Genomic DNA, 26,722 nt, shown 5'->3' with positions numbered 1-26,722 from the left:
GCTTCTCCGCCCTACCGTCGGGTCCCATGAACACCCTGACGCCGGACAGCGCGCCCGCCGACACCTCGGCGGACCATGTGACCATCACACCAAGCATCCTGTACTTCGGAACACCCGTCGTGCTGCTCTCCACGGAGAACGAGGACGGCTCCTTCAATCTCGCGCCGATCTCCTCGGCCTGGGCACTGGGTCAGGTGGTCGTCCTGGGTGTGGGGGTCGAGGGGCAGACCGCGCACAACCTCCGCAGCCGGCCCGAGCTCGTGATCAACCTGCCCGCGCCGACCCAGTGGCCGGCGGTGGAACAGCTCGCGCCGCTCACCGGGCGCACCCCCGTGCCCGTGGACAAGCAGGGCGCCTTCCGATCCGAGCGGGACAAGTTCGCGGCCGCCGGGCTGCGACCTGAGCCCTCCGCGCTGGTCCGGCCGCCCCGGGTCGCCGAATGCCCCCTGCAACTGGAGGCCCGTGCCGCCCGGGTCCAGCCCGACGTCTCCGGCGTGTTCCTCATCGTCGAAGCCCAGGTGCTCAAGGTCCACGCCGATCCGCGCATCGTCGTCCCCGGCTCTCAGCACGTCGACCCGGCCAGGTGGAGCCCGCTGATCTACAACTTCCGCCACTACTACGGACTCGGCCCCGAGCTCGGCCACAGCTTCCGTTCCCAGACACCCCGCTGAAGCCACCTGGACTCCTGCCGGCCTCGGCGAGCGTTGGGGGACAGCGCAGGGAAACCTCCGGACCGGTGTCGGCGGCCCCGCTGAATTGCAACCGTCGGGGCCTGCCTCGGTTGGTAACTATACGTGCCGGACAATCCCGGTATGCGTGATGGGGATGGGCTGTTCGCGGTCGGGCCGGTCGAGAAGAGGCAGCCGCAGGGCCGTCCGATGCCGGTGGCCAAGCGGTTCAGGGCGTTCGACCCGCACCAGGTCCTGCTGCTGCCCCCGTCGCTGGACGGCCGGCTACCGCAGGACCACCTCGCCCGGTTCGTCGCCGACCTGGTGGACGAGGTCCTGGACCTGGGACCGGTCCTGGCCGACTACACCGCGAAGCGCGGCTACCCGCCTACGACCCTCGGCTGATGCTGCGGCTGCTGATCTACGGCTACACCACCGGGTCCGCTCCTCACGGGCGATCGAGCGCAGGTGCGCCGACGACATCGCGTTCCGGTTCCTGGCCGCCGGCCAGGGACCGGACTTCCCGACGCCGGCGAGACGGCCGCCGCGAAAGCAATCCCCAAACCCAAGGCCCAGGCCAACTTCACCGACCCCGACTCGCGGATCATGAAGAACAGCGACGGCGCCTACATCCAGGCATACAACGCCCAGGCCGTCGTCGAACCAGTCTTCGGACAGATCATGACCTGCCAGAACGACCGCCAACTCCTCCTGCGCGGCGAAGACGGCGCCCGCGGCGAGTGGCGCCTGCTCGCTGCCTGCCACAACCTCCGCAAGATCTTCTGACATGCCGGAACCACCGGACTCACCGCCCTGGCCGGCTGACCGGCCGGGCCTCCCGGCCCCGTCACGGCCCTGCCGGGCCGCACGACCGGCAGGCTGAACCTCGACGACAGCCCTCAGGCGCCGACAGAACGACCGCGACCGATCCCATCGATCACGGTCAGCTGACCGCTTACCCGTTACTGGGACACGCTCCTGGCGCCGCCCGGCGGCGGGCCGGGGGTGAAGGGGGCGAGCGGTCCCTGCGCCGGGTGCACGAGGCTGCTGCCGCGGTCCGGCAGCAGCCTCAGCCGGTGGGCGGTCTCCATCAGCGGGCGGTCTTATCCGGCGGGCGGCCTCATTCGGCGGTCTGGGCTATGACGTCCTCGATGCGGGGCGAGCGCGTGACGTGCAGGACGCCGACCCTGCTGTAGCGGTCGCTGGTCCTGCTCCAGTCGTAGTTGCCCCGCATACAGGCCCGGTTGGCGTCCAGGAAGCGGTGGGTGTTGACCCGCTGCTCCAGGGAGAACCCGAAGGTGTCGCAGAGCCGGTCGGCCTCGGCCACCAGCTGCTGGAAGCGGGCGGTGCGCAGGCTGACCATCTCCTGCAAGCGCCCTATCGCCTCCTCCTGCGAGCAGCCGTGCTCCTGGCGCAGCAGTTGCACGGCGTTGTTCGGTTCGCCGTTCGCCAGGTCCTTCTCCAGGGAGTGCAGGTCGTTGGTGAGGGTGACCACTTCGGCCGTGATGTCCCTGGCCTCCAGCATGCACATGCTCTGGTGGATCTCCGGCGGTGCCTCGTAATGCCCGCACCGCTCGGAGATGTCCAGGACCACCTGGCTGCCGATGCCGTCCCGGCGCAGCTTGAGGTACGCGTCCATGCGCAGGGAGGTGTTGCTCTTGCGGTTGACGGCCTCCGAGACGTAGGTCAGGAAGTACTCCTCCCAGTGCCGGATCGCCCGCCCCCGCCAGGCGGGTGACATCCCCGCCTGGGCGCGGCGCCACAGGGTGCACCACATGCGGGCCAGTGGGAAGGAAGGGGTGATTCCGGACCCGCCCGAGCCATGGCGGGTGAGGGCCGCCATCTGGTGGCAGATCTCGTACGTGGCGACGGGGTCCTCGCCCAGGCTGCCGTCGAAGAGGTCGTCGAAAAAGAAGAAGAAGCTCTGGACCGCCAGCCCGAAGGTCAGGTCCTCCTCCCGCTCATGGGGGAGGAAGCCCGCGGCGAGCCAGGCGATCCGCCAGGTCCGGTAGCGGTCGAGGTTGCGGCGGCTGCTGAGCAGCCCGGTGGAGATCAGCCACTCCTCGTTGCGCGCCTGTGCCGTTTCCACGTGCGGGTTGGTCTTCGTGGGGAACGGTATGTCCAGGTGTACGTCCTGGGGCATCGAGGCCAGCCTCCTTCGGGGCCGTGCCGATCCGGTCTCGCTTCCGGTGTCACGCCGGCGCCCGGCCTGTGGCCTCGGCGACGGCCAGGTGTGCGCGGCGACTGCCGCCTCCCCGGCGGACTGGCAGAGCACTTCGATCGCAGACCTCCCCCTCCCACCTCGTGGCGGACCACCGGCCCGCCCTGCCCCGGTACGGCCGGAACCGGCCGTACCCGCTCCGGCCCGAGGGCCTGGCTGGGTGTTGCCCTCCCCGCAGGACGGCAAAAACGAAAACCATACTTTACGTAGGTGTGTTGGGAGCGCGCAGCGCATTCGCTTCCCCTTGCATAGGCATCTGCCCTAGTCCGCGCGCCGGGCGCCCCCTGATACGGCTCACGGGGGCACTCCGGGGCAGCCGGGGGGCAAGGCTCCCGCCACATCCCTCTGTAGTCCAGTTCACGGGGAAGATACGGAACCTGGGAGGCTGGTTGTCCATCCACATGGACGAAAACAGACCGTCATGTCCTTCGGGGCAGCAGCATCGTCCGGAGCGACGCGATGACACAGTCACCTGGCGGGGCCTACGTGCCCCAGGGCCGCCCCCGCGCATCCAGAACCAAGAGATGGGTGGTCGCGGTGGCGTCCACCGCCGCGCTGGGCCTGATCGCCTGGCCCGTGATGAGCCACTTCGAGATCCCGCCCTTCACGGACAAGGGCAAGCCCGTGAGCTTCGGTCAGGACCGGCCCGCGGCCGGGGCGGGCGAGGGCGGGCAGGCCGGCGGGGCGAGCGGTGCGCAGCAGGTGGAGACGCGGCACCTGATGCCGACCGGCCCCAAGGCGAACTTCAAGATCGCCGACACGCTGGGGGACGGCACCCGCATCGGCGTGGTGACCCTGGAGGGCAAGAAGTCCGGCTTCACCGGGAAGGTATGGGTCTGGGCGCCCAAGGAGTACGAGGACCCGAAGTTCGCCAACAGCGGCTTCCCCGTGATGGTCGCGCTGCCCGGCGGCCCCGGCTGGCCGAACAACTACTGGATGGGCACCAACCTCAAGCTCCAGTCGAGCATCACCAAGTGGTACAAGCAGGGCAAGAGCAAGCCCTTCCTCCTCGCCATGCCGGTGCTCAACCCCAAGGGCAACGGGACGTACTGGGACGGCAGCGACATTCCCGGTCAGCCGAAGATGGGCACGTGGCTGACCGAGGACGTCCCGGATCTGATGAAGCAGAACTTCCGCACGCTGAAGTCGCGTGACGGCTGGGCGTTCATGGGCTCCTCCTCCGGCGGTTTCGCGGGGCTCAAGGCCGTGCTGAAGCACCCGGACCGGTTCAAGACCGTGATCGCCTCCGGCCCGGACATCGTCCCCGACTCGCCCCTGTGGAAGGGGCACGAGAGCGAGAAGCGGGAGAACAACCCCGAGGTGCTCGCCCAGCAGCTGATCGACCGCAAGGGGCCGGACGTCTACCTCGCCTTCCAGGTCGGCACCCGGGAGGACCCGATCACGATCAACGCGGTCAACGGGTTCATCAAGTCCTTCGGCAACAAGGGGCCGATCCATACCTACCTGCGGGAGATACCGGGCGGAAAGCACGACGCCGCCACCTACGTCCCGAGCATGGGGCTGGGGCCGATCCAGTGGATCAGCGAGCAGATGGAAGGCCCGACGCCCGCTCCCTGACCGGCGGCCCGGGCACGGGTCCGGGCCGGCCCCGGACGGTCAGCCTCCGGACCCGGACCCGGCCCCGTCCGCCGTCCCGTCCTCCAGCGCCTCGACGACGGCGAGCGCTTCGGTGAGCCACCGCTCCCAGGACTCCTCCAGGCCGATCCCGCCGCGCAGCACGAGGTGGCGCAGCCGGTCCTCGCCGGTGTCACGCCCCGGCGGGAAGTCCCGCTCCTCGATCCGCGCGTATTCCGCCAGTTGGGCGCGGTGCAGCTCAAGGTGCCGGCGCAGCTCGGCACCGAGGCCCTCGGGGCCCCCGGCGCCGACCATGGCCGCCGCGCGCAGCCGCAGCAGGAGCGGGTCGCGGACGGGCCTCGGGTCCTCGGCGCCGGACACCCAGGCCGTCAGCTCCGCCCGGCCCGCGGGCAGGACCTCGTACTCCTTCTTCTGCCCGCGGGTGGGCACCTCGCAGGGCAGGGCGCGGATGTGCCCCGCCCGTTCCAGCCTGCCCAGCTCGCGGTAGATCTGCTGGTGGGTGGCGGACCAGAAGTAGCCGATCGACTTGTCGAAGCGGCGGGTCAGCTCCAGCCCGGAGGAGGGCTTTTCGAGGAGGGCCGTGAGGATCGCGTGCGGGAGGGACATGTGCGCATCCTAAGGAGCGGTGGGGCCGGTCAGAGGGCCGCGGCCAGCTCGGTTCCCTGGCGGATCGCCCGTTTCGCGTCGAGCTCGGCGGCCACGTCGGCGCCGCCGATGAGGTGGGCCGTGCGCCCGGCGGCCAGGAGGCCGTCGTAGAGGTCCCGGCGCGGTTCCTGCCCGGTGCACAGCACCACGGTGTCGACGGGCAGGACGGTGGAGGTGCCGTCGACGGTCAGGTGCAGGCCCGCGTCGTCGATGCGGTCGTACCGCGCCCCGGCGACCATGGTGACGCCGCGGTGCCGGAGCTCGGTGCGGTGGATCCAGCCGGTCGTCTTCCCCAGTCCGGCGCCGACCTTGGCGGCCTTGCGCTGGAGCAGGTGCACGGTGCGGGGTGGCTTCGGCCGCCGGGGCTCGGCGAGCCCGCCGGGGCCGCGGTAGCCGGTGTCGACGCCCCACCGGCGGAAGTACGTCGCGGGGTCGAGGCTCGCTCCGTCGCCGCTGTCGGTGAGGTGGGCGGCGACGTCGAAGCCGATGCCGCCCGCGCCGATGACGGCGACCCGGCCGCCGGCCTCGGCGCCGTCGCGCAGGACGTCGAGGTAGCCGAGGACGCTGGGGTGGTCGCTGCCGGGGATGCCGAGGGTGTCAGGGGTGCGGGGGGTGACGCCGGTGGCCACGACGATGTCGTCGAAGTCGCCGTACCGGCCGCCGGCGAGGTCCTCGGCGGTGACGGGGGTGTCCAGCCGGACGTCGACGCCGTGGTAGTCGAGCTGGGTGCGGAAGTAGCGCAGGGTCTCGCCGAACTCCTCCTTGCCGGGGACCCGCCGGGCGATGGTGAGCTGGCCGCCGATCTCGCCGGCCGCGTCGAAGAGGGTGACCGTGTGGCCGCGCTCGGCCGCCGTGACCGCGCAGGCCAGGCCCGCGGGGCCGGCGCCGACGACGGCGACGCGCTTGCGGCGGCGGACCGGCGAGAGGACGAGCTCGGTCTCGTGGCAGGCGCGCGGGTTGACCAGGCAGGAGGTGATCTTCCCGCTGAAGGTGTGGTCGAGGCACGCCTGGTTGCAGCCGATGCAGGTGTTGATGGTGTCGGCCCTGCCCCGCCGGGCCTTGGCGACGAAGTCGGGGTCGGCGAGGAAGGGGCGGGCCATGGACACCAGGTCGGCCCGGCCCTCGGCGAGCAGTTGCTCGGCCACCTCGGGGGTGTTGACGCGGTTGCCGGTCACCAGGGGGACGGAGACCGCGCCCATGACCTTGTGCGTCACCCAGCTGTAGGCGCCGCGCGGCACGGAGGTCGCGATGGTGGGGATGCGGGCCTCGTGCCAGCCGATGCCGGTGTTGATGATCGTGGCGCCGGCGGCCTCGATCTCCCGGGCCAGCGTGATCACTTCCGCCAGGGAGGAGCCGCCCGGCACCAGGTCGAGCATGGACAGCCGGTAGACGAGGATGAAGTCCGGTCCCAGGCGCTCGCGGGTGCGGCGGACGATCTCCACGGGGAAGCGGATCCGGTTCTCGTACGAGCCGCCCCAGCGGTCGGTGCGGTGGTTGGTCGCCGGGGCGATGAACTCGTTGATCAGGTACCCCTCGGAGCCCATGATCTCCACCCCGTCGTAGCCGGCGAGGCGGGCCAGCTCCGCCGTCCGCACGAACGACTCGACGGTCTCCTCGACCTCGTCGCCGGTGAGGGCGTGCGGGGTGTACGGGCTGATGGGTGCCTGGATCGCGCTGGGTGCCACCAGGCCGGGGTGGTGCGCGTAGCGGCCGAAGTGCAGGATCTGGAGGGCGATCCTGCCTCCCTCGCGGTGCACGGCGGCGGTCACGGCCGTGTGCTCGGCGGCTTCCTCCCGGGTGGTGAGCTTGGCCCCGCCCGCCCAGGGGCGGCCCCGCTCGTCGGGGGCGATGCCGCCGGTGACGATCAGCCCCGCGCCGCCGCGGGCCCGGGCGGCGTAGAACGCGGCCATCCGCTCGAAGCCGCGGGGCGCCTCTTCGAGCCCGACGTGCATCGATCCCATGATCACTCGGTTGGGGAGGGTGGTGAACCCCAGGTCGAGCGGGGCCAGCAGGTGCGGGTACGGGCTCATCGGGTGGCTCCTCGCGCAGGGTCGTCACCTCAGTTCTAGAGCACGCGAACGCGATTGTGCAATGAGTTGCATAAAACTTTCGGGTCACGGTCCCGGCGGCGGGGTCGCGTTCCCCTGCCCGGCTCCGCCCCGGGCCTGCGGGAACCGCCGCGCCCCCGGCCGCGTTCTCCGGACAGCGCCGCCCCTCCCCCGGCGCCGGAATCCGAGGGCCTGGACGGGTGGTGCCGATGAGCGAGCTGGTCGCCGGCGGAAACGTGCCCCTGCCGGACGGCGTCCTGTCGCTGTCCGTACCGGGGCCGTTCGATCTCTCGGTGCTCATCACGGGCGACGACGGGAAGGTCACCGGCGACGGCGACTTCGTCTTCTACAACCAGCCGGAGGCGCCCGGCACCCGCCTGCGCGCCGACGTGATCACCCTGGACCGGGCGCGGCTGCGGGCCGGGGCGAGCCGCGTGACCGTGGTCGTCAGCCCCGCCGACCCCGGCAGCCCGCTCGGCCGCCTGCCCGCCCCCACCCTGTCCGTCACGGGCGGCGGGCAGCGGCCCCTCGCCCGCTTCACCCCGCCGCGCCCCACGCACGAGACGGTGCTGCTGCTCGCGGAGATATACCGGCGCGGCGGGGCCTGGAAGCTGCGGGCCCTCGGCCAGGGGTACGCGGACGGGCTGGCCGGCGTGGCCCGCGACTTCGGGGTGGAGGTCGCGGACGACGGCGCGGCCCCCACCGGTTTCGCCGTCCTCGTAAGCACCGCGCGGGCCCGGGCCGGAGCTCCGCCCGTGGCCGAGCACCCGGCGCTCACGGCGGCGGCCCGGGCCCATGCCACGGCCATGGCCCGGCGGGGCCGGCTCGGCACCGAGGGAGACGACGGCACGTCGGTCTTCCAGCGGGTCACCGCGGGCGGCTACGCCTACCTGGGCATCGCGGAGGCCCTGGTCTCCGGCCCCCGCACCGCGGAGGAGTTCTGGGCCTACTGCCTGGACGACCCGGACCTGAGCCGTCCCCCGCGGGACCCCTCCCTCACCGAGGTGGGGGCCGCCCACGCCGCCGACGACCGCTCCGGCACGGTGTACTGGACGGCGCTGTGGGCCCGGCCGTTCACCGCGGACGGCCTGGCGCGGACCGCGGCGGAGGTCCTCGCCCTCACCAACGCCGAACGGGCGGCGGCCGGGCTCCGCCCCCTGGCGCCCGACCCGCGGCTCACGGCCGCCGCGCAGGCGCACAGCGCCGACATGGTGGCGCGGAGCTTCTACTCCCACACCTCCCCCGGGGGCGGACAGCCCTGGGACCGGGCCGCCGCCGCGGGCTGCGCGCACCGGGGCATCGGCGAGAACATCGCCTGCGGCCAGCGCTCCGCCGCCGAGGTGGTCCGCGGCTGGATGAACAGCCCGGGCCACCGGGCCAACATCCTCAAGCCGGACTTCACCCACCTAGGGGTCGGCTTCGCCGGCGGGGGTCAGGCGGGTGCCTACTGGACCCAGTTGTTCGGCGCGGCGGCCTGAGCGGGGTGCCCGTGCGGGTTGCCCGTGCGGGCGGGCCGTCGTGCGGGCACACCCCTGAAGCGCAGGGCCCACGGCGGCCCCGGGCCGCTCCAAGTGCGCCCGGCCACCGCTCGCTCGTCACTCGCGGTCGGGCGGGTACCTACCGGACCCAGCTGCTCGGCGCGGCGGCCTGAGCGGGCTGCCCGTGCGGGCGGGCTGACGTGCAAGCCGGCTGACGTGCGGGGCGGCCGTCGTGCGGGCACACCCCGGAGGCCCAGGGCCCACGGCGGCCCCGGGCCGCTCCAGGTGCGCCCGGCCACCGCTCACTCGTCACGCGAGGTCAGGCGAGCACCCACCGGACCCAGCTGTTCAGCGCGGCGGCCTGAGCGGGCTGCCCGTGCGGGCGGGCCGTCGTGCGGGCACGCGGCCGGACGGGCTGACGTGCAAGCCGGCTGACGTGCGGGACGGCCGTCGTGCGGGGCGGCCGTCGTGCGGGCACACCCCGGAAGCACAGGGCCACGGCGGCCCCCGGCCGCTCCACGTGCGCCCGGCCGCCGCTCACTCGTCACGCACGGCAGCCCGCAGCACCACCCGGTTCACCCCCCACAGCGCGATGCCGACCGCGATCAGCACCCCCGCCCGGATGTAGACGTCCGCGGGGCGGTCGGCCAGCGGGCTCGCCAGGGCGAGGGCGGCGAGCGCGCCCAGGACCGGCAGGGCGGTGGGGGCGCGGAAGTGCCGGTGGGCCACGCGGTCCCGGCGCAGGACGAGGACCGCCACGTTCACCACGGCGAAGACGCACAGCAGCAGGAGCGCCGCCGTGTCACCGAGCCCCGCGATCTGGCCCGTCGAGGTCAGCACGACGGTGAGGGCGGTGGCGAACACGATGCCCGCGACCGGGGTCCGGCGGCGGGCCAGGACCCGGCCCATCGCCCGGGGCAGGATCCGCTCGTTGGCCATGCCGTAGCAGAGCCGCGACGCCATCATCAGGTTGATCAGCGCGGAGTTGGTGACGGCGAACAGCGCGATCAGGGAGAACAGCTTCGGTGGGAAGCCGCCCCAACCCACCTTCACCACCTCCAGGAGGGGGCCCGAGGACGCCTGGAGCGTGCGGTGGTCGACCAGGAGCGAGGAGACGAGGGCCACCAGGACGTACACCGTGCCGGTGACGGCGACCCCGATGAAGATGGCGCGGGGGAACGTGCGGGCGGGGTCCTTGGTCTCCTCCGCCATGTTGACCGAGTCCTCGAAGCCGATGAAGGCGAAGAAGCCGAGCGCCGTCGCGCCCAGCACCCCGGTGAGGACGGCGTGCCCGGAGCCGCCGGTGTCGAACTCACCCAGGCGGGCGGCGTCCCCGTCACCGGCGAGCACGGCGCAGGCCCCGATGCCGATGATCAGCAGCAGGCCCGAGAGCTCGACGAGGGTCAGCACGACGTTGGTGCGGACGGACTCCGAGACGCCGCGCAGGTTGAGCGCGGCGAGCGCGAGGACGAAGGCCACCGCCACGGGCGTGGGCGGCAGGTCCGTGAACTCCGCCAGGTAGTCGCCGCCGAAAGCGCGGGCCGCGGCGCTCGCCGAGGCCAGCCCCGAGCACATCACCATGAAGGCGATGACGAAGGTCAGGAAGGGCGCCTTGAACGCCTTCTGGGTGTAGAGCGCGGCACCGGCCGCCTTGGGGTATTTGCCGACGAGCTCGGCGTAGGAGGCGGCGCTGAGCATCGCGACGAGGAACCCGATGACGAACGGCAGCCACAGCGCGCCGCCCACCTTGCCCGCGACCTTGCCGGTGGTGGCGTAGATGCCCGTGCCGAGGATGTCGCCGATGACGAAGAGCAGCAGGAGTTTCGGGCCGATGACGCGCTTGAGCGGGGACGTGAGCACGGAAGGGTCGCCGGGGGCCGGCGGCGGTGCGCTGGGTGGCCCGGTGGGCCGGGGTATCCGCATGGACAACCGCTACCCACCGCGGTGCGCGGCCCACCGTGGCCGGTGCCGGGCGTCCGGCCGATCCTCCGCCGTTCCCGGCCGTTTCCGCAGCTCGCCGTTCCGCCCGCGCGCGCTCCCCGGCAGGGTGAAAAATCGTCCCCTACAGGTGTCGCCCGCCTTCGAGGAGAGCTCATGCGTGTGCGTCGGAGACTGTGGACCGTTCCCGTGCTCGCCGCCCTGGTGGCCGGTGTCGTCGCCGTGCTGCCCCCGCCCGGGCCCGGCGCCGCCTCGGCCGTGGCCGGTTCCGGCGCGTCCGGGCCCGCCGCGCGGGGCGTGGTGCTGGCCGTGCACGGCGGCGCGGGAAGTGCGCTGCGCAGGGAGGACACCGGCCCGGAGGAGGAGCGGGCCTACCGCGCCGGGCTGGCGGACGCGCTGCGCGCGGGGCAGAAGGTGCTGCGGCGGGGCGGCAGCAGTGTGGACGCGGTGGAGGCGGCGGTGCGTTCGCTGGAGGACGACCCGTTGTTCAACGCCGGCAAGGGAGCGGTCTTCACCGAGGACGCCGGCCACGAGCTGGACGCCTCGATCATGCGCGGCTCGGACCTGGCGACCGGCGCGGTCGCCGGGGTCCGCGGCGTGCGCAACCCCGTCTCCGCCGCCCGCCTGGTGATGGAGCGGACGAAGCACGTCCTGCTGGCGGGCGAGGGCGCCGACGACTTCGCCGCGCGCAGCGGTCTGGTTCCGGTGACCCAGGACTACTTCTGGACGCAGCGGCGCTGGGACGAGCTGATGAAGGCCAAGCAGCCCGCGGGCAAGAGGGGCCGGGAGGGCCTGACGGGCACGGTCGGGGCCGTCGCCCTCGACCGCGGCCGCGACCTCGCGGCGGCGACGTCCACCGGCGGCATGACGAACAAGATGGCCGGCCGGGTCGGGGACTCCCCCGTGGTGGGCGCCGGCACGTACGCGCAGAACGGCGTTGTCGCGGTGAGCGCCACCGGGCAGGGCGAGACCTTCATCCGGGGCGCGGCGTCCGCGACGATCGCCCACCTCGTCGAGTTCGGCGGCAAGGACGTGACGGCGGCGGCCCACGAGGTCGTCATGGACCGGCTGACCGCTCTGGGCGGCAAGGGCGGGGTCATCGCCCTCGACGGCCGGGGCACGCTCGCCGCCCCGTTCAGCAGCGAGGCCATGCTCCACGGCTACCTGACGTCGGACGGCAGGATCGTCACCAGGATCTTCCCCGACGAGTCACCGGGACACGACTGAGCTGACTGATGCGGTTCCCGCGCCCGGAAAGGGGCGCGGGGAACTGCGCGACCGGCCACCGTCCCCCGCAAACGACGCGCCCGACGCCGGCCGCCCCGCTCCGCCCCCTGCACCGCATCACCCCGTGAACCCCGGCACCACCAGGCCCGATTCGTACGCGATCACCACCGCATGGGTCCGGTTCTGCGCGCCGAGCTTGGTCAGCACGTTCCCGACGTGCGTCTTCACCGTCTCCAGACTCACCATGAGCAACTGCGCGATCTCCGGGTTGGACAGGCCGGTGGCCATCAGCCGCAGCACCTCCTCCTCCCCTTCCGTCAGCGCCGCCCTCGGCAACGCCTCGGCGGAGCCCAGCGGGCGGGCGGCGACCATCCGGCGCAGGGTCGCCGGGAAGAGGATCGCCTCCCCCGCCGCCAGGCGCTGCTCCCGCTCGGCCATCAGCGCGAGCCGCCCGGCCGACGAAGGACCCACGAGCCTGGGCGCCAGCCACCGCAGCACGCTCGTCACCACCACGCACACGACCGCAGCCAGCAACAGGCAGCAGAGCCCCGGCACCCAGCTCCGCCACCCGCCGTCGGACCGCAGCGACCGGCCGAACAGGCTCAGCCCGGCTTCGGCATCGAGCCGGCCCCCGGGGAGCGTGATCCCCATGAGGACCAGCACGCCGCTCGTCAGCGCCCCCGCCCACCCCAGCGCCACGTGCAACAGCAGCCAGAGGGGAGTCCGCCAACGGTCGGCGCCGGAGGGCGCGGCGGCTGGGGCCGGCAACGGCACCCTCAGAAGCCGGCGGGCGAACGCGATCAACGCCCGCCGCGTGGCGCGGGCAAGACCGGCCGAGCCGATCAGTGCTGCCCAGACCAGGAGGACCAGGACGGCCTGCACTCCGTAGACAGCGGATGGCCACGCCAGTGCCGGCAGCAGGGCCCTGGCCGGCGGCCGGGCCATGCACCGGGCCCTGCACGGCTGCCGGGCAGAAAGGGGCGTGAGGTGGGCCCTCCCTCGACGGAAGGCCCCACCTCACGTTCGTCACGCTCCGCGCCCCGCACGAAGACCGCTGCGTGCACAGCCGGGGATGTCGCGGATCAACGACTCAGCCCGTCAGACCACCGGCGCCGGGTACGTCGGGTATTCCACCCCGGAGACGTGCTGGACGACGCGGATGACCTGGCACGAGTAGCCGAACTCGTTGTCGTACCAGAGGTAGAGGATCGCGTTGTCGCCGTCGACCTTGGTCGCGCCGGCGTCGACGATCGACGCGTGGCGCGAGCCGATGAAGTCGCTCGACACCGCGTCGGGGGCGGTGGTGAAGTCGATCTGGCGCTTGAGCGGCGAGGTCAGCGAGACGTTGCGGAGGTAGTCGAGGACCTCCTCGCGCGTGGTTTCGCGTCCGAGCCGCAGGCTGAGGATCGCGATCGAGACGTCCGGCACCGGGACGCGGATGGAGCTGCCGGTGATCGGCGCCTTGAGGCCGGGCAGCGCCTTGGCGACGGCGGAGGCGGCACCGGTCTCGGTGATGACCATGTTGAGCGGCGCCGAGCGGCCGCGGCGGTCGGAGCTGTGGTAGTTGTCCAGCAGGTTCTGGTCGTTGGTGAAGGAGTGGACGGTCTCCACGTGGCCGCGCAGGACGCCGTACTCGTCCGCCATCGCCTTCAGCGGCGGGACGATCGCGTTGGTGGTGCACGAGGCGCAGGACAGGATCTGCTCGTCCGGCTTGATCGTGTCGTGGTTGACGCCGTGGACGATGTTGGGGACGTCGCCCTTGCCCGGCGCGGTCAGGACGACCTTGTCGATGCCGGGGCGCAGGTGCTTCGAGAGCCCCTCGCGGTCGCGCCACTTGCCGGTGTTGTCGATGAGGATGGCGTTCTTGATGCCGTACGCCGTGTAGTCGATCTCCGTCGGGTCGCCGGCGTGGATCACCTTGATCTCGTTGCCGTTGGCGATGATCGTGCCGTTCGCCTCGTCGACGGTGATCGTGCCCTGGAACTGGCCGTGTATGGAGTCGCGGCGCAGCAGCGAGGCGCGCTTGACGAGGTCGTCGGCGGCCCGGCCGCCGCCCGGCCGGACGACGATGGCGCGCAGCCGCAGGCCGTTGCCGGAGCCGGCCTTCTCGATGAGGAGGCGGGCGACGAGGCGGCCGATGCGGCCGAAGCCGTAGAGGACGACGTCGCGCGGCTCACGGCACTCGATCTTGTCGGGGCCCGTGGCGCCGGCGACGGCCTCGGCGGTGAACTCCGCCACCGTCAGGCCGCGGCCGTCGGTGCGGTACGTCGCGGCGAGCATGCCGATGTCGATCTGGGAGGGGCCGAGATCGAGCGTGGTGAGAGCCTGCAGGAACGGCAGCGTCTCGGTGACCGAGAGTTCCTCTCCGGCGATCTGCCGGGCGAACCGGTGGGTCTTGAGGATACTGACCACCGACTTGTTCACCAGGGAGCGGCTGTGCAGCAGGACCGTGACGTCCCGCTCGCGGTGCAGCTTTCCGATGATCGGGATCATGGACTCCGCGATCTCTTCGCGGTTCTTCCAGTTAGTGAACGAGTCGTCGTTGACAGTCACAGGCTTATCTCTCGATCGAGCTAGGCGGTGCTCATATGCTAACCCCCCGATATTTTGATCGTTCAAAGGGTCCACGGAAACCGGGAGCCGACTAGGTTTTGCCGCCATTTCGTCCTGGCTTGTCCGGCTGTGCGGCCCTCGATTTCCGTGGGAACCGCTAGCCCGTGGCAACCGCTAGCCGAAGGCGGGGGCGTCGCCCCGCGCGACGGGTACGGAGCCGACGAGACCGCCGTCGATGACGAGGTCCTGGCCGGTGATGTACGCGGCGTCGCCCGACGCGAGGAAGGCGACGGCCGCCGCCACGTCCTGCGGACTGCCGAGGGAGCGCAAGGGGATGTCGGCGGCGACGAGGGCCTCGACCGCCGGGTCGGGCATCACGTCGCGGTACATCGGTGTGTCGATGTAGCCGGGGCTGACGGAGTTGACGCGGATGCCGCGCGGGGCGAGGTCGGCGCCCAGGGTCCGGGTGAGGCTGTGCACGGCCGCCTTGCTCGCGGCGTAGACCGAGGCGGCGGCCAGCCCGCGGTGCAGGGTCCAGGAGGCGTTGATGACGATCGAGCCGCGCTCCCGCAGGAGCGGCAGCACCTTCTGGACGGTGAAGAAGACGCCCTTGAAGTTGACGTCGACGACGTGGTCGAAGTCCGTCTCGGTGACCTCGTGGGTCGGCTGGAAGACGGCCACGCCGGCGTTGGCGAAGACCACGTCGAGACCGTCGCGCCAGGCCGCGGTCCGCCGCACGAGGCCGTCGAGGTCGGCGGGCGCGGCCACGTCGGCGCGGACGGCGAGCAGCCGGTCGGGCCCGGCGCCGAGGTGGGCCGCGGCGGAGTCGAGGCGGGCCTGGTCGCGCCCGGTGATGACGACGTGCGCCCCCTCGTCGAGGAGCCGGGCCGCGGTGGCCAGGCCCATGCCGCTGGTGCCGCCGGTGATGAGGGCCGTCTTGTTCGTGAATCGCTTCATGGCCCGATCCTCGGCGGCCGCGGGCCGGGGCGACAGTGTCGGCTGATCCTGGGTGCGGCACCACCACCTTGCCGGCGGCCGCGCCGCGCCGCCCCACCGGACAGCGGGTCCTTCAGCCGGCTCCCGTGGCCGGGCCGTGCGGCTTCGTCGCCGTGCAGAGGGCCACCAGGGGCAGGAACGGCCGGTGGCAGGCCCGGCCGCAGGCCCGGTCGCAGGCCCGGTGTCGGCTCCCGTGGAGGAAGGCCGTCACGGTGTGTGCGATCCGCCAGCCGGCGGGGGTGAGGCCCACCGCGCGCAGCATCGCGTCCACCTCGCGGTGGGTGTGCATGCGGTCGCGCTTTCCCGCCGTCGCGAAGACGGGCCGCAGCCAGCCGGTGGCGAAGTGGTCGGCGACGACGAGGGTCCCGCCGGGCCGCAGGACGCGCCCGGTCTCCGCGAGCCCCCGCCGCTGGTCCCGCCAGTGGTGGAAGGAGAGGGTGCTGAGCACCAGCCCGAAGCCGGCGTCAGGGAACGGGAGTTGTTCGACGCGGCCCGCCACGTACCGGACGGCGGCGGAGTGCCGGGCGCGGGCGGCGCGGAGCATCGAGGGCGCGGGGTCGAGCCCGATCAGCGTGCTGCCGGGGAACGCGGCGCGGGCCCGGCGCAGGAGGGAGCCGGTGCCGCAGCCGATGTCGAGCACGTGAGCCGGGTCCGGTGCCACGGACGCGGCGTGGTGCAGCAACACCCGCTGGACGGGGTGGAAGTAGCGCTTCTGGAGCGGGCTGCTGTCGTAGGTGGCGGCCCACGATTCGAACTGCGTCACGTCCCGGTCGTCCTCGGCGCCGGTCACCGCGCGGCCTCGCCGCCGGGGTCGGGGGCGGCGGTGATCGCGCGCAGCGCCGTCAGGGGCGGGAGGCCGGGCCGGGGGACGGTGTTGAGGTGGAGGTGGCGGGTGGGCGGGGAGGGAAGCAGGGGGCGCAGCCGCGCGGGTGGGGTGCGGGTGAAGACGGTGGTGTGGCCGCCGGTGCGCCGGGCCAGGCTCTGGACCTGTGACCAGGAGGTGTAGCGGGTGACCACGGCCAGGGGGCCGGTGGGCAGTTCGCCGGGCCGTACATGGTCGGGCGACGGCACGCCGAGGACGAACGGGCCCCGGCCTGTGGCGTCTTGGGCGAGCCCGGGGTGGAGCAGGCGGGCTCCGTCGGCGATCGCCCCGTCGAGCCAGGCGAGCAGCTCCAGGCGTTCCGCCTCGGCGGGCACGGCGACGTCGTCGGCCAGGTAGTCGTGGGCGGCGGCTCTCAGGAAGTGCTGGAGGAAGCCCTCGTAGAGGGAGGCGTGCACCACCAGGACGGGGGTGGCGGTGCACATCCGGCCCGCCCGGGCGAAGCAGGTGAGGGCCGCGGTGGGCGCGGCGGCGCGAGGGCGCGCGTCGTGTCGCACGACGCACAGCCCGGGTGCCAGGGTGCGCGGTGCGGCCGGTCCGTGGGGCGGGGGCGTGCAGCACTGGGGTGCCGTCCGGTCGGTGTGCGCGGCCAGGGCGGCTTCGAGCCCGGTGGTGTGCGGGGGCGCGGACACGGCCAGTTGCCAGGTGCCCGGTGGCAGGCCCGCCGCCTGGGCGAGCAGCAGCATGTGGGCGCCCGCCGGGGCCAGGCGCGGCGCGGCGCGGGTGATCACCGTGCTGCCGGCCAGCAGGGCGGGCAGGGCGCCTTCGAGGAGTGAGGCCAGCGGGCGGGAGGGGTCGCCCCACGCGGTCACCACGGCGGGGGCGCCCGCGCCCCGCCCCCGGCGGGCGGGGCGGCCGCCGGGCCACAGCCGTCCGTAGGGGCCAGGGCCGGCGAAACAGGCGCGGGCCGCCGCCGTGTGTCTGCGCAGGACCGCTCCGGCGGCCCGGTCCTCGGCCCGCAGGTCCCGGGGCCCGAGCCCGCAGGTGTGCGCGAGGACGGGCCCGAGGGCGGCGCTGTGGGCGCGGAGCAGGCTCCGCAGCCGGGCGGCGCAGCGCAGCCGTTCCCGGATCCCGACGCCCTGCCAGGCCGGGTGGACCGACCGGGCCCAGGCCGCGGCCCGTTCGGCGTCCGCGGGCAGCGTGACGGGCACGGCGGCGACGGGCCGTCCGGTGGAGGGGTCGGTGACCAGGGTGCGGCGGTCGGTGTCGGAGGCGATGAGGCCGAAGGTGACCGCCGCGTCGGCCAGCACCTGGCCGAGTACGGGTTCCTCGCTCACGGCGCTCGCGGTAAGCGGGTCGGGCGAAGCAGAGTTCATACGTCTCCCATGGACCGCGCGAACGGCGCCGCACCCTCCCGCGCGCCCGTGCGCGCGGCGCCTTGGAGCGCAGCCGTCGTGTGGGGGGTGGTACGCGCCGCTTCCGCGCTCCGACGCGCGACGGGTCCCGCCTTGCCTCCGGGGCTGCCCGGGGCAGGGATCCGGCGGGGTGCACGCGGTACACCTGTCGGCCGCTGCAACTGGCCGGTGGTGTTCGCGCCGCTGTCGGGGCGTCGCACTCCCTGGCTCACCGCTCCCCTGCCCGAGGCGGCTCCTCCGCCGGAGGCGGCTTCCTTGCCCGAGGCGGCCGGGGCGGAGCGGCAACGCCCGTGATCAATCCACCTGGGCGGTGCCGCCGCGGATCAGGTCGGCCGCCTTCTCCGCGATCATGATGGTGGGGGCGTTGGTGTTGCCCCGGGGGATCACCGGCATGACCGAGGCGTCGCAGACCCGCAGGCCCTCGACGCCGGTGACGCGGAGGGCGGCGTCGACGACGCTGCCCATCGCGCACGTGCCGACGGGGTGGTAGATGGTCTCGGCCCGGGCGCGGGTCCACGCCTCCAGGGCGCGGCGGTCCGTCGAGGTCAGCGCGTAGAGCTCCCCGGCGTGCCGGCGCAGGGGCCCGGTCTCCCCGATGTGCAGGGCCAGTTCCAGGCCGTCGACGAGCCGTTCGAGGTCGTACGGCTCGGCTCCGTAGCCCGGCCTGATGGCGGGGGCGGCCGTGGGGTCGGCCGAGCGGAGGGTGACGGTGCCGCGGCTCGCCGGGGTCAGCAGGGATACCCCGATGGTGAAACCGGGACAGGGCGGCGGGGTGAGTCCGTGGTTGTCGAACAGGACGGGTGCGGCGTGCAGTTGCAGGTCCGGGGGGCCGCCCGCGCGGGGGACGAAGCCGCCCGCCTCCACGACCGGGGACGCCAGCGGGCCGCGGCGCGCGCCCAGGTAGCGCAGGACGTTCGCCGGGCGCAGCGCGGACTCCATCGTGCGCATGCCCCGCACCCGCCAGCCCGCGCCGATGGTCAGGTGGTCCTGGAGGTTGCGGCCGACGTGGGGGCTGTGGGCGGCCACGTCGATGCCCAGGGCCGTGAGGTCGGCGGCGGGGCCGATGCCGGAGAGCAGGAGGAGCTTGGGCGAGCCGATCGCTCCGGCCGCCAGGATCACCTCGCGGCGGGCACGGAACTCTGTGGCCAGTCCGCCCAGTTCGGCGCTCACGCCGCGGGCCCGGCCGCGTTCGAGGAGGACGCGCCGGACGGTCGCCCGGGTGCGGACGGTGAGGTTGCGGCGGCGGGCGGCCGGGCGCAGGAAGGCCCGGGCGGTGCCGGAGCGGCGCCCGCGGCGCACGGTCGCCTGGTAGAAGCCGGCGCCCTCCTGCGCGGCGCCGTTGAAGTCGGGGTTGGCGGGCAGGCCCGCGGCGAGGGCGGCGGCGCGGAACGCCTCGCTGAGCGGGTGCCGGTCGCGGACGTCGGAGACGGCGAGCGGGCCGCCGGTACCGTGGTAGCGGTCGGCGCCGCGGGTGTTGTCCTCCGAGCGTCTGAAGTACGGCAGGACGTCCCGGTACGCCCAGCCGTCGAGGCCGCGGGCCGCCCAGCCGTCGTAGTCGGCGGCGTTGCCGCGGATGTAGACCATGGCGTTGACCGAGGAGCCGCCCCCGAGGACCTTGCCCGCGGGCCAGTACAGCTCCCGGCCGTCCAGGCGGTCCTGGGGGGCCGTGCGGTAGTCCCAGTCGACCTCGGTGCGCAGCAGGGTGGAGAAGGCCGCGGGGACGGCGATCTCGCGGATCGCGTCGTCGCGCCCGGCCTCCAGCAGGAGCACGCTGGTGTCCGGGTCGCGGCTGAGCCGGTCGGCCAGGACGCAGCCCGCGGAGCCCGCGCCGACGATGACGTAGTCGTGCACGGTCACTCCCGGTCGTGGTGGCACACGGCTTCGAGGAGGAAGCCGTGGGGGTCGGTCCAGAAGGTCGCGTAGTAGGGCGGGGGGTACTCGGGGAATTCCCGGGGGGCGTGGACGATCTCGCTGCCGAGGGCGGAGGCGAGGGCGGCGACCTCGCGGACCCGGCCGCGGGTGCGGGCCATGAAGGCCAGGTGCTGGAGGCCGGTGCGGTGCCGGGAGAACCCGGTGGCCGCCGTGGTGCTCTCCGCCGGGGGCTCGGTGCTCTCGGCGCTCTGGTAGAGGAAGAGAAACGTGCCGCGCTTGCCGTCGGCGGGGCGGTAGGCGTGCTGGGTCGCGTCGCCGAAGTAGGTCTCGAAGTCCAGCAGCGGCAGGATCCGGTCGTAGTAGGCGACGGCCGCGGGCAGGTCGGGGACGTTGAGTCCGAGGTGGCCGATCATCGGATTCCGCCCTTCGCGGGGGAGGCGGGTCGGCCGTCGCGCCGGTCCATGGCGAACAGCACCAGCAGGGCCGCCAGGAGGTTGCAGAGCGCGGCCACGGCCATCGCCGTCTGGATGCTGTCGGCCAGGGCACGGCCCGCGGGCTCCAGGACCGCTCGGCGCGCCTGGTCGGGCAGGCCGGTGAGGTCGGGGCGCCCGCCGGAGGACAGGGTGTCGGCCAGGCGGGCGCGCCGGTCCGCCGGCACGGCGGTCAGGGCGCCCGGCAGCCGGTCGCGGAAGTTCTGGACGACGACCGTGCCGAGGACGGCGATGCCCAGGACGCCACCGATCTGCCGGGAGGTCTGGACGGCTCCGGCGCCCATGCCGGCGCGGTTCTCCATGACGGCGGAGAGGACCGCGATGGTGCCGGGGGTGACGGCGAGGGTGGTGCCGAAGCCGATGAGGACGAACGGGCCGATGTATTCGAGGTAGCCGTCGCCCATGCGCACCTGGGCGAGGAAGAGGAGTCCGACGGCGGAGACGGCGCAGCCGCCGGCGAGGGGCAGCCGCGCGCCGTAGCGGCCGGTGATCAGGCCGGCGACGGGGGCCGCCACGGCGGTCGCCGCCGTCAGGGGCAGGAAGCGCAGCCCGGTCTCGTAGGCGGTAAGGCCCGCGAAGGACTGGAAGTAGACCGAGAGGAACATCAGGACGCCGAACAGGCCGAAGAAGGTGACCAGGCCCGCGAGGTTGGGGAGGGTGAAGCCCCGGTCGCGGAAGAGGGCGAGGGGCAGGACCGGGGCGCGGGTCCGCAGCTCCCAGGCGGCGAACCCCGCGACGAGGACGGCCGCGAGGGAGAGGAGGGCCAGGACGGCGGGCGAGGTCCAGCCCCACTCGTTGACCTGGATCAGGCCCAGGGTCAGGGAGCCGACGCCCGCGGAGAAGAGCAGCATGCCGGCGATGTCGAGGCGGCGGGCGGCGCGCTCGTGGCGGGCGGGGATGAGCCGGTGGCCCGCGAAGGCGGCCAGGATGCCGATCGGCACGTTGATCCAGAACACGCTCGCCCAGCCGCTGTGGGTCACGAGCAGGCCGCCGACCAGCGGCCCGCCCGCCAGGCCGAGACTGCCGGCGCCGGACCAGATGCCGACGGCCGCGGCCCGCACCCGGGGGGTGCCGCCCAGCGAGGTGATGAGGGAGAGGGAGATCGGCATGATCACGGCACCGGAGGCGCCCTGCAGCGCCCGCCCGGCGAGGAGCACCCCGATGTTCGGGGCGAGGGCGCACAGGGCGGAGGCGGCGGTGAAGCCCGCGATGCCGATGAGGAAGACCTTCTTGTGGCCGTGGACGTCACCGAGGTCGCCGGCGAGGAGCATCAGGCACGCGAAGGTGAGGGTGTAGATGTTGACGACCCACTGCAGTCCGGTGAACCCGGTGCCGAGGGACTCCTGGATGTCGGGCAGGGCGACGTTGACGATGGTCGTGTCCAGCCAGACCATGAACAGCCCGACGCACAGGACGCAGAGCACGGGGGCCAGTGAGCGCAGGGACGCGGTGCCGGTGGCCGTGGGGGTGGGACCTGCGGGCCGCCGTACGTCTTTCATGTCTCTCCACGCCTCCTCAGGCCCGGTCCGGCGGGCCTGGGCGGCTCACCGCCGAGATCCGGGCGTCGGGCGCCGGGCCCGCGGCCCGGCACCGGTGGGCGAACAGTTCCTCCCCGGCCGGTGCCGCCGTGGGGACGAGACGGTCGGGGCGGGAGCCGGCGAAGGACTCGGGGGCCACGGCTCCGGCCCCGAACAGCGTACGCGCGAGGTGGTGGTGGGCCACGTCGACGCACTTCCACCGGCCGTCGTCGTCGTGTACTTCCAGCCACGTGTGCGCGGACACCTGGGGGCCGACCAGCCAGCCCGTGCGGGTGCGGACCGCGAATCCGGCGGCGGTCAGGCGGCGCCCGAGCGCGAGCGTGCCGCTCACGCAGTCGACGAGCCCGCGCGCCGCCATCCAGCCGGGGTCCGCGCGCAGGGCGGCGGGCATGCGGGCGTAGCGCAGGGGGCGGGCGAGTTCGGCGGCGGTCTCGGCCCGCAGCCGCGGGGAGCTGAGCCGGGCGTGGAGCCCGCGGGTGCGGGCCCGGTGGCGCAGGGTCCAGGCCGCGTCGGGGCCGGTGCGGCGCAGGGGCTCGCCGGGGCCGGCGGGCGCGTCGCAGGGGACCGGGGGCCAGGCGTGCCACGTGCCTTCGCCCTCGTGCCGGGGGCAGGTGAGGGTGAGCTCCAGGTCCCAGGTCCGCTCGCGCGCCCAGTGCCGGGGGTCCTGGCGGGCGAAGCGCAGGGCGAGGCTCAGGGCGAGTTCGGGGACGGAGGCGCGGGAGCCCGAGTGGACGGCCAGGTTGAACAGGTCGCGGCTGTCGAACCGTTCACCGTCGGCGGTGGGGTGCGGGGTGAGTCCGCCGGTGGTGAGGGCCGACCACGCCGTGGGGGTGCAGCGCAGCAGGTGGCGTGCGGCGCTCGCGTCGAGTTCGGGCCGGGCGTGGGCGGCGGGCACGGGGACGAAGCCGACGAGGGCCCGCCGCCAGCCGTCGTCCCCCGTGGTGGTGTCCGTCATCCCTCGGCCACGAAGCGGCTCACGGCGTTCTCGAACTCCTCGGGTTCCTCGATGAAGGGCATGTGGCCGGCGCCCTGGATGATGTGCCCGGTGGCGTCGGGCATCAGGGCGGTGGCGTCGCGCAGGGTGGACGCGGACCACAGGTGGTCGCCGTCGCCGATCAGGAGCAGGACGCGCTGGGTGATCTGCTTCAGGAGGGCGGGGTCGCCGGACGCCTGGCGGAGTTCGTTGACGCAGGCGCGCACCTGGGCCTCGGAGTTCAGGGCGAGGAAGTGCTCGCGCAGGGCGAGGTAGGTGGCCCGCCCGCCGCGTTCGATGGCCCGGTCGGTGAAGACGAGCGGGTAGAGGTAGTCGAAGACGCCCGCCGCCTGGGCGTGTTCCAGGCGCAGCAGCCAGTCCTTGGCCATCAGCCGCATGCGCAGCGGGCCGTAGGGGGAGAACGCCGGGCCGGTCAGGACCAGGCTCCGTACGCGTTCGGGGTGGCGGATGGCGAAGTCCCGGCAGATGAGGGTGGAGGCGGAGGTGCCGACGAGGTGGACGGCGTCGAGAGCGAGGTGGTCGAGGAGGTCGCGCAGGTCCTCGACGTGCTGGTCGAAGTGGGCTTCGCCGGGGCCGGGGGTCGAGACGCCCTGGTTGCGCAGGTCGTAGGTGACGACGGTGTGGTCCTGGGCGAGGCGTGAGGTGAAGTTCCGCCAGGCGGGGGCGACGATGAAGAAGTTGTTGAGGAAGACCAGGGGCGGGCCCGAGCCGACGCTCTCGTAGTACAGGTCCGCGCCGGTGGTGGTGCGGCAGCGGCCCTTGCCCCGGTAGCGCAGGTCGAGGGAGTCGGGGTCGGCGAAGTCAAACACCGGGGGCCGCCTTCCGGGCCGCCACGACCTGCTCGGCGGCCCCGTCCTTGAGGTAGCGGGTGATGTACTCGCCGATCCGCTCCGGGCTCAGCGGGACGGTGAGGAGGCCGTCGCCGCAGTGGCGGCGGGTGCGGGAGGCGTCGAAGACCTTGTCCTGGAGCATGTAGGCGGCCTGGAACTCCAGGCGCTCGCTGAGGGCGGCGTCGATGGAGTTGAGCTCGGCGCGGTCGGAGACCCAGCGCGGGCTGCGGATGCCGAGGGCGCCGGTCAGCGCGGCGAGCGCCTCGCCGAGCCGCGACGCCTCGGTGTTGGTCAGGTGGTAGATGCCGCCCGGCGCCCCGACCAGGCTCAGGCGGACCGCGGCGGTGGCCACCGTGTCGACGGGGACGAGGTTGCCACGGGTGGCGGGGTCGCCCAGTATCCCTATGGCGTAGTGGTCGAGGTAGTTGCCGAGCTTGGCCTCGACCTTCGTGCGGAAGGCCGTGAGCTCGTCGACGAAGCTGTACAGGCCGAAGGTCGTGGGGGCGGCGAGGGTTTCGCTGTGGCCGATGACGATGCCGGGGCGCAGGATGCGGACGGTGTCGACGGGCAGCTCGGAGACCAGGGCCTCGGCGGCCCGTTTGGAATCCTCGTAGACGTTGTTGGCCGGGCGGTCGGCGGTGACGGGTTCCTCCGTGATCAGGCCGGTGCGCTCCCCCACCACGTAGGCGGTGCTGACGAGGTCCAGGGCCCGGGCGCCCAGCCTCAGCGCGAGGCCGGCGACGTGCCGGGTGCCGGTGACGTTGTGCAGCTCGATCTCGGCCCGGTCGCGGTCGCGGTACTTCAGTGACGCGGCGGCGTGCCAGACCTCGCCGATCTCCGCGGGCAGCAGCGCGTCGGGCACGCCGCAGCCGGGTTCGGTGATGTCCCCGGACAGGACGCGGACCCTGGCGGGTATCTCGTCCAGGACGTCGTCCATGCCGTAGTCGGCGGCGGCGCGGGTGAGCAGCCGGGGGACGCGGCGGGCGGCGGGCTCCCGGCTGGTGTCGCGGGCCAGGCAGTAGACGTCGGCCTCGGTGCGGCGCAGGAGTTCGAGGGCGATGGCGCCGCCGACCAGGCCGGTGGCGCCGGTGACGAGGGCGGGCCTGCCGTCGGGGCGGGTCATGAGGCGGGCTCCCTGTGGGCGGGCCGGTCGGCGGGGGCCGGCGGTGTCCGGGCGTCGATGTGGCGGGCGAGGGTGGCGAGGGAGGCGAAGACGCCCGGGTCGGTGTCCTCGTCCCAGGCGAAGGCGAACTCCTCCTCGATGCGGACGAAGAAGCCCACGAGCACCATGGAGTCGAGCCCGAGGTCGCGCAGGGGCGCGGACGGGTCCAGGCGCGTGGTGTCCAGGGGTCGGGGGCCGGCGCCGCCGAGCAGGGCGACGAGCCGACTGAGCGTGTCGGGGGCGGCAGCCGCCGTGGGGCCGCGCAGGCCGCGGTAGAAGCGCTGGACGTCCCCCACGGTGTCCAGGGCCGTGAACTCCTCCAGGCCGTCGCCGGGTTCGTGGCCGGTGTCGTCGGCGATCCGGGCGGCGAGCGCGACCTTGGCCAGGGAGTCCAGGCCGAGGTCCGGGCCCAGCCGGGCGCCGGGCACGATGCGGGCGGTGTCCAGCGAGGGCGGGACGACCTCCGCGATCAGGGCGACGACCCGTGCCCCCGGGTCGTCCTCCTCGGGTGTCCTTGCACTCATCACGCCTCACCTGTCTCCTGCGTCATGGCGAACAACTGGTCTTCGAAGTGCCGGGCGATGGCCGCGCGGTCCGGTTTCATCGTCCGGGTGAGCAGCCCCCGCGCCGCGGTGAACTCCTCGGCCGTGCAGAACAGCCGGGCGATGCGGGCCGGTTCGGGCAGGGAGCGGTTGACGTCCGCGACGATCCGGTCGAGCTCGCCGCGCGTCGCGCCGCCGGCCGACTCGCGCAGGGAGACGACGGCGGTCACCACGTGGGCGTGCTCGCCGCCGAGCAGGACCGCGTGCGCCACGTCCGGGTGTTCGGCCAGGGCCCGCTCGGCCGGCTCGGGCTGGAGCTTGTAGCCGGACCGGGTGATGATGACGGACTTCTTGCGCCCGGTGAGGTAGAGGTACCCGTCCTCGAAGCGGCCGAGGTCGCCGGTGCCCACCCACCCGTCGGGGCGGTAGGTGTCCGCGTCGTGGGCGCCGTCCCCGTAGTAGCCCAGGCTGCGGGGCGGGTCGAAGCGGGTGAGGACCTCGCCGTCGGGGGCGAGGGTGACGGTGCCGGGGAGCAGGGGGCGGCCGACGGAGCCGTGCCGGGTGCGGCCGGGCAGGTTCCAGGAGACGACGCTGACCTCCGTCATCCCGTAGAACTCGTGTATCGGAAAGCCCAGTTCGTCCAGCAGGCGCAGCGTGGAGCGCCGGGCGGGCGCGGAGCCGGTGAGCAGCAGGCGGGCCCGGCCGCCGAAGAGGGCGTGCAGGTCGGCGAAGAGGTGCCGCCGCACGCGCCGGCGCAGGGCCGGCAAGGGGATCAGCGCGGTGAGGCGCCGCAGGCGGTCGGCGTGCCTGCGGGCGCCCTCCGGCCGGGCCCGGTAGCGGCTCTCGACGGCCTCGAAGAACGCGGGCGGGCCCACGACGATCGTCGGCTCCATCCGCCGCAGCGCGTCGTGCAGGCGGGGGATGTCGGCCAGGCGGATGTCGAAGCCGCACCAGACGGCGAGGTAGACCATGAGCCGCTGCGGGAACGCGGTCAGCGGCAGCACGACAAAGATGGCGTCGCCCAAGCCCGTGCGCAGCTGTACGGCGTACTCCTCCATCGCCGCGACCGTGCCGCGCGCGCTCATCATGATGCACTTGGGGCTGCCGCTGGACCCGGAGGAGAAGACCAGGGTGAAGGCGTCGCCGCCCGCGGCCGGCGCCCCGGCCGCAGGCGGTGCGACGGTCGCGCCGCCGAGGTCCCCGAGGGGTGCGGCCCAGGGCTCGGCGGGTGTGCGGCGGTCGTACTCGGCCTGCGCCATCAGCAGCAGTCCGAGGTGGTAGGCGGCGCGCAGTTCCCCGGTCGTCGATGCGCGGCTGCCCTCGACGGACAGGGCCACGGACACGGCCCGCAGCCGGGTCAGGGCGAGGTCGGTGACGATCCACGCGTAGCTGTTCCCGCCGAGGATGCCCACGTGGGTGCCGGCCCGGACGCCGGCCGCCTCCAGCGCGGCGCAGGTGGCGAGGACGTCGTCGAACACCTGTCGGAAGGTGCGGCGTTCGATGTCACGTCCCCGGTAGTGCCACAACTCGCGGTCCGGGAAGCGCGCGAGGCGGTCCGCGATCGCGTGGAAGCCGGACTCCGCCGGCCCGCCGTGCGCCCCGGACGGCTCGCCCGGCTGTCCCGGCCGGCCCGCAACGCGCATGGATCCCCCCGCAGATCGATCGATGATCACTGGCCGCTGAGCCAA

The 26,722-nt window shown here is 73.7% G+C and carries 22 protein-coding genes and 1 pseudogene; 5 read left to right on the top strand and 18 right to left on the bottom strand.

Annotated features, from left to right (window positions below; genetic code table 11):
* Nucleotides 1-26 precede the first annotated feature (26 nt).
* Nucleotides 27-671, top strand: a complete 645-nt coding sequence (locus tag ABZ951_RS13435; RefSeq protein WP_344089835.1) for a flavin reductase family protein — start codon at nt 27-29, stop codon at nt 669-671.
* A 159-nt stretch (nt 672-830) separates the two neighbouring features.
* A pseudogene (locus ABZ951_RS13430) lies at nt 831-1,454 on the top strand (transposase).
* 176 nt (nt 1,455-1,630) lie between these two features.
* On the opposite strand, the gene ABZ951_RS13425 reads toward ABZ951_RS13430, so the two are convergent.
* Nucleotides 1,631-1,759, bottom strand: coding sequence for a hypothetical protein (locus ABZ951_RS13425; RefSeq protein ID WP_344089836.1), 129 nt, complete (start codon nt 1,757-1,759; stop codon nt 1,631-1,633).
* A gap of 29 nt (nt 1,760-1,788) precedes the next feature.
* A complete protein-coding gene (locus tag ABZ951_RS13420) occupies nt 1,789-2,811 on the bottom strand; it encodes a hypothetical protein (RefSeq protein WP_344089838.1) in 1,023 nt (340 codons plus the stop codon).
* Nucleotides 2,812-3,348: 537 nt separating this feature from the next.
* On the opposite strand from ABZ951_RS13420, the gene ABZ951_RS13415 reads away from it, so the two are divergent.
* Nucleotides 3,349-4,467, top strand: coding sequence for an alpha/beta hydrolase-fold protein (locus tag ABZ951_RS13415; protein ID WP_344089839.1), 1,119 nt, complete (start codon nt 3,349-3,351; stop codon nt 4,465-4,467).
* A gap of 39 nt (nt 4,468-4,506) precedes the next feature.
* On the opposite strand, the gene ABZ951_RS13410 is transcribed toward ABZ951_RS13415, so the two are convergent.
* Nucleotides 4,507-5,091 (bottom strand): PadR family transcriptional regulator, encoded by a 585-nt coding sequence (locus ABZ951_RS13410; RefSeq protein WP_344089840.1) that lies wholly within the window; start codon nt 5,089-5,091, stop codon nt 4,507-4,509.
* A gap of 29 nt (nt 5,092-5,120) precedes the next feature.
* Nucleotides 5,121-7,160: an NADPH-dependent 2,4-dienoyl-CoA reductase gene (locus ABZ951_RS13405; protein ID WP_344089841.1), complete on the bottom strand. Its 2,040-nt coding sequence runs from the start codon at nt 7,158-7,160 to the stop codon at nt 5,121-5,123.
* 227 nt (nt 7,161-7,387) lie between these two features.
* Here ABZ951_RS13405 and ABZ951_RS13400 point away from each other — a divergent pair, with 227 nt between their 5' ends.
* On the top strand, nt 7,388-8,656 hold the full coding sequence (locus ABZ951_RS13400) for a CAP domain-containing protein (protein WP_344089842.1): 1,269 nt from the start codon (nt 7,388-7,390) through the stop codon (nt 8,654-8,656).
* A gap of 537 nt (nt 8,657-9,193) precedes the next feature.
* Here the strand turns inward: ABZ951_RS13400 and ABZ951_RS13395 are convergent.
* On the bottom strand, nt 9,194-10,579 hold the full coding sequence (locus ABZ951_RS13395) for an APC family permease (RefSeq protein ID WP_344089844.1): 1,386 nt from the start codon (nt 10,577-10,579) through the stop codon (nt 9,194-9,196).
* Nucleotides 10,580-10,750: 171 nt separating this feature from the next.
* Here ABZ951_RS13395 and ABZ951_RS13390 point away from each other — a divergent pair, with 171 nt between their 5' ends.
* On the top strand, nt 10,751-11,821 hold the full coding sequence (locus tag ABZ951_RS13390) for an isoaspartyl peptidase/L-asparaginase (protein ID WP_344089846.1): 1,071 nt from the start codon (nt 10,751-10,753) through the stop codon (nt 11,819-11,821).
* A gap of 117 nt (nt 11,822-11,938) precedes the next feature.
* Here ABZ951_RS13390 and ABZ951_RS13385 read toward each other — a convergent pair whose 3' ends face one another.
* From ABZ951_RS13385 to ABZ951_RS13325, 13 genes are all read right to left on the bottom strand, one after another.
* Entirely contained in the window at nt 11,939-12,766 is an 828-nt protein-coding gene (locus tag ABZ951_RS13385; protein WP_361279846.1) for a response regulator transcription factor, read from the bottom strand.
* A gap of 153 nt (nt 12,767-12,919) precedes the next feature.
* Nucleotides 12,920-14,374 carry a glyceraldehyde-3-phosphate dehydrogenase gene (locus ABZ951_RS13380; protein WP_344089849.1) on the bottom strand — a complete coding sequence of 485 codons (1,455 nt, stop codon included), beginning with the start codon at nt 14,372-14,374 and terminating at the stop codon, nt 12,920-12,922.
* Nucleotides 14,375-14,548: 174 nt separating this feature from the next.
* Nucleotides 14,549-15,331: a glucose 1-dehydrogenase gene (locus tag ABZ951_RS13375; protein WP_344089850.1), complete on the bottom strand. Its 783-nt coding sequence runs from the start codon at nt 15,329-15,331 to the stop codon at nt 14,549-14,551.
* Between the two features lie 112 nt (nt 15,332-15,443).
* On the bottom strand, nt 15,444-16,133 hold the full coding sequence (locus tag ABZ951_RS13370; protein WP_344089851.1) for a class I SAM-dependent methyltransferase: 690 nt from the start codon (nt 16,131-16,133) through the stop codon (nt 15,444-15,446).
* 23 nt (nt 16,134-16,156) lie between these two features.
* A complete protein-coding gene (locus ABZ951_RS13365; protein WP_361279844.1) occupies nt 16,157-17,527 on the bottom strand; it encodes an aldehyde dehydrogenase family protein in 1,371 nt (456 codons plus the stop codon).
* A 372-nt stretch (nt 17,528-17,899) separates the two neighbouring features.
* Nucleotides 17,900-19,456 (bottom strand): GMC family oxidoreductase N-terminal domain-containing protein, encoded by a 1,557-nt coding sequence (locus ABZ951_RS13360; protein WP_344089854.1) that lies wholly within the window; start codon nt 19,454-19,456, stop codon nt 17,900-17,902.
* A 2-nt stretch (nt 19,457-19,458) separates the two neighbouring features.
* Nucleotides 19,459-19,890 carry a VOC family protein gene (locus ABZ951_RS13355; RefSeq protein WP_344089855.1) on the bottom strand — a complete coding sequence of 144 codons (432 nt, stop codon included), beginning with the start codon at nt 19,888-19,890 and terminating at the stop codon, nt 19,459-19,461.
* A complete protein-coding gene (locus ABZ951_RS13350) occupies nt 19,887-21,467 on the bottom strand; it encodes an MFS transporter (RefSeq protein ID WP_344089857.1) in 1,581 nt (526 codons plus the stop codon). The genes ABZ951_RS13355 and ABZ951_RS13350 overlap by 4 nt, the downstream gene beginning before the upstream one ends.
* A gap of 16 nt (nt 21,468-21,483) precedes the next feature.
* Nucleotides 21,484-22,461, bottom strand: coding sequence for a hypothetical protein (locus tag ABZ951_RS13345; RefSeq protein ID WP_344089859.1), 978 nt, complete (start codon nt 22,459-22,461; stop codon nt 21,484-21,486).
* Nucleotides 22,458-23,309 (bottom strand): alpha/beta hydrolase, encoded by an 852-nt coding sequence (locus ABZ951_RS13340; RefSeq protein ID WP_344089860.1) that lies wholly within the window; start codon nt 23,307-23,309, stop codon nt 22,458-22,460. The genes ABZ951_RS13345 and ABZ951_RS13340 overlap by 4 nt, the downstream gene beginning before the upstream one ends.
* Nucleotides 23,302-24,453 (bottom strand): SDR family oxidoreductase, encoded by a 1,152-nt coding sequence (locus ABZ951_RS13335; protein WP_344089861.1) that lies wholly within the window; start codon nt 24,451-24,453, stop codon nt 23,302-23,304. The genes ABZ951_RS13340 and ABZ951_RS13335 overlap by 8 nt, the downstream gene beginning before the upstream one ends.
* On the bottom strand, nt 24,450-25,016 hold the full coding sequence (locus ABZ951_RS13330) for a phosphopantetheine-binding protein (RefSeq protein ID WP_344089862.1): 567 nt from the start codon (nt 25,014-25,016) through the stop codon (nt 24,450-24,452). Before ABZ951_RS13330 ends, ABZ951_RS13335 begins: the two co-directional genes overlap by 4 nt.
* Nucleotides 25,016-26,677 carry an AMP-binding protein gene (locus ABZ951_RS13325; protein WP_344089863.1) on the bottom strand — a complete coding sequence of 554 codons (1,662 nt, stop codon included), beginning with the start codon at nt 26,675-26,677 and terminating at the stop codon, nt 25,016-25,018. Before ABZ951_RS13325 ends, ABZ951_RS13330 begins: the two co-directional genes overlap by 1 nt.
* Nucleotides 26,678-26,722 lie beyond the last annotated feature (45 nt).

The organism is Streptomyces sp. NPDC046215 (assembly GCF_040646215.1).
Classification (GTDB): Bacteria; Actinomycetota; Actinomycetes; order Streptomycetales; family Streptomycetaceae; genus Streptomyces; species Streptomyces stramineus.
Note: the sequence above shows the minus strand (reverse complement) of the source record. Positions and strands in the feature narration are given on the sequence as shown.

Excerpts from the sequence above, each read along its gene's own strand:
- ABZ951_RS13405 (WP_344089841.1), bottom strand. The coding sequence starts at position 7,160 with ATGAGCCCGTACCCGCACCTGCTGGCCCCGCTCGACCTGGGGTTCACC.
- ABZ951_RS13375 (WP_344089850.1), bottom strand. The coding sequence starts at position 15,331 with ATGAAGCGATTCACGAACAAGACGGCCCTCATCACCGGCGGCACCAGC.
- ABZ951_RS13400 (WP_344089842.1), top strand. The coding sequence starts at position 7,388 with ATGAGCGAGCTGGTCGCCGGCGGAAACGTGCCCCTGCCGGACGGCGTC.
- ABZ951_RS13345 (WP_344089859.1), bottom strand. The coding sequence starts at position 22,461 with ATGACGGACACCACCACGGGGGACGACGGCTGGCGGCGGGCCCTCGTC.
- ABZ951_RS13420 (WP_344089838.1), bottom strand. The coding sequence starts at position 2,811 with ATGCCCCAGGACGTACACCTGGACATACCGTTCCCCACGAAGACCAAC.
- ABZ951_RS13425 (WP_344089836.1), bottom strand. The coding sequence starts at position 1,759 with ATGGAGACCGCCCACCGGCTGAGGCTGCTGCCGGACCGCGGCAGCAGC.
- ABZ951_RS13325 (WP_344089863.1), bottom strand. The coding sequence starts at position 26,677 with ATGCGCGTTGCGGGCCGGCCGGGACAGCCGGGCGAGCCGTCCGGGGCG.
- ABZ951_RS13410 (WP_344089840.1), bottom strand. The coding sequence starts at position 5,091 with ATGTCCCTCCCGCACGCGATCCTCACGGCCCTCCTCGAAAAGCCCTCC.
- ABZ951_RS13335 (WP_344089861.1), bottom strand. The coding sequence starts at position 24,453 with ATGACCCGCCCCGACGGCAGGCCCGCCCTCGTCACCGGCGCCACCGGC.
- ABZ951_RS13415 (WP_344089839.1), top strand. The coding sequence starts at position 3,349 with ATGACACAGTCACCTGGCGGGGCCTACGTGCCCCAGGGCCGCCCCCGC.
- ABZ951_RS13350 (WP_344089857.1), bottom strand. The coding sequence starts at position 21,467 with ATGAAAGACGTACGGCGGCCCGCAGGTCCCACCCCCACGGCCACCGGC.
- ABZ951_RS13435 (WP_344089835.1), top strand. The coding sequence starts at position 27 with ATGAACACCCTGACGCCGGACAGCGCGCCCGCCGACACCTCGGCGGAC.
- ABZ951_RS13395 (WP_344089844.1), bottom strand. The coding sequence starts at position 10,579 with ATGCGGATACCCCGGCCCACCGGGCCACCCAGCGCACCGCCGCCGGCC.
- ABZ951_RS13390 (WP_344089846.1), top strand. The coding sequence starts at position 10,751 with ATGCGTGTGCGTCGGAGACTGTGGACCGTTCCCGTGCTCGCCGCCCTG.
- ABZ951_RS13330 (WP_344089862.1), bottom strand. The coding sequence starts at position 25,016 with ATGAGTGCAAGGACACCCGAGGAGGACGACCCGGGGGCACGGGTCGTC.
- ABZ951_RS13355 (WP_344089855.1), bottom strand. The coding sequence starts at position 19,890 with ATGATCGGCCACCTCGGACTCAACGTCCCCGACCTGCCCGCGGCCGTC.
- ABZ951_RS13385 (WP_361279846.1), bottom strand. The coding sequence starts at position 12,766 with ATGGCCCGGCCGCCGGCCAGGGCCCTGCTGCCGGCACTGGCGTGGCCA.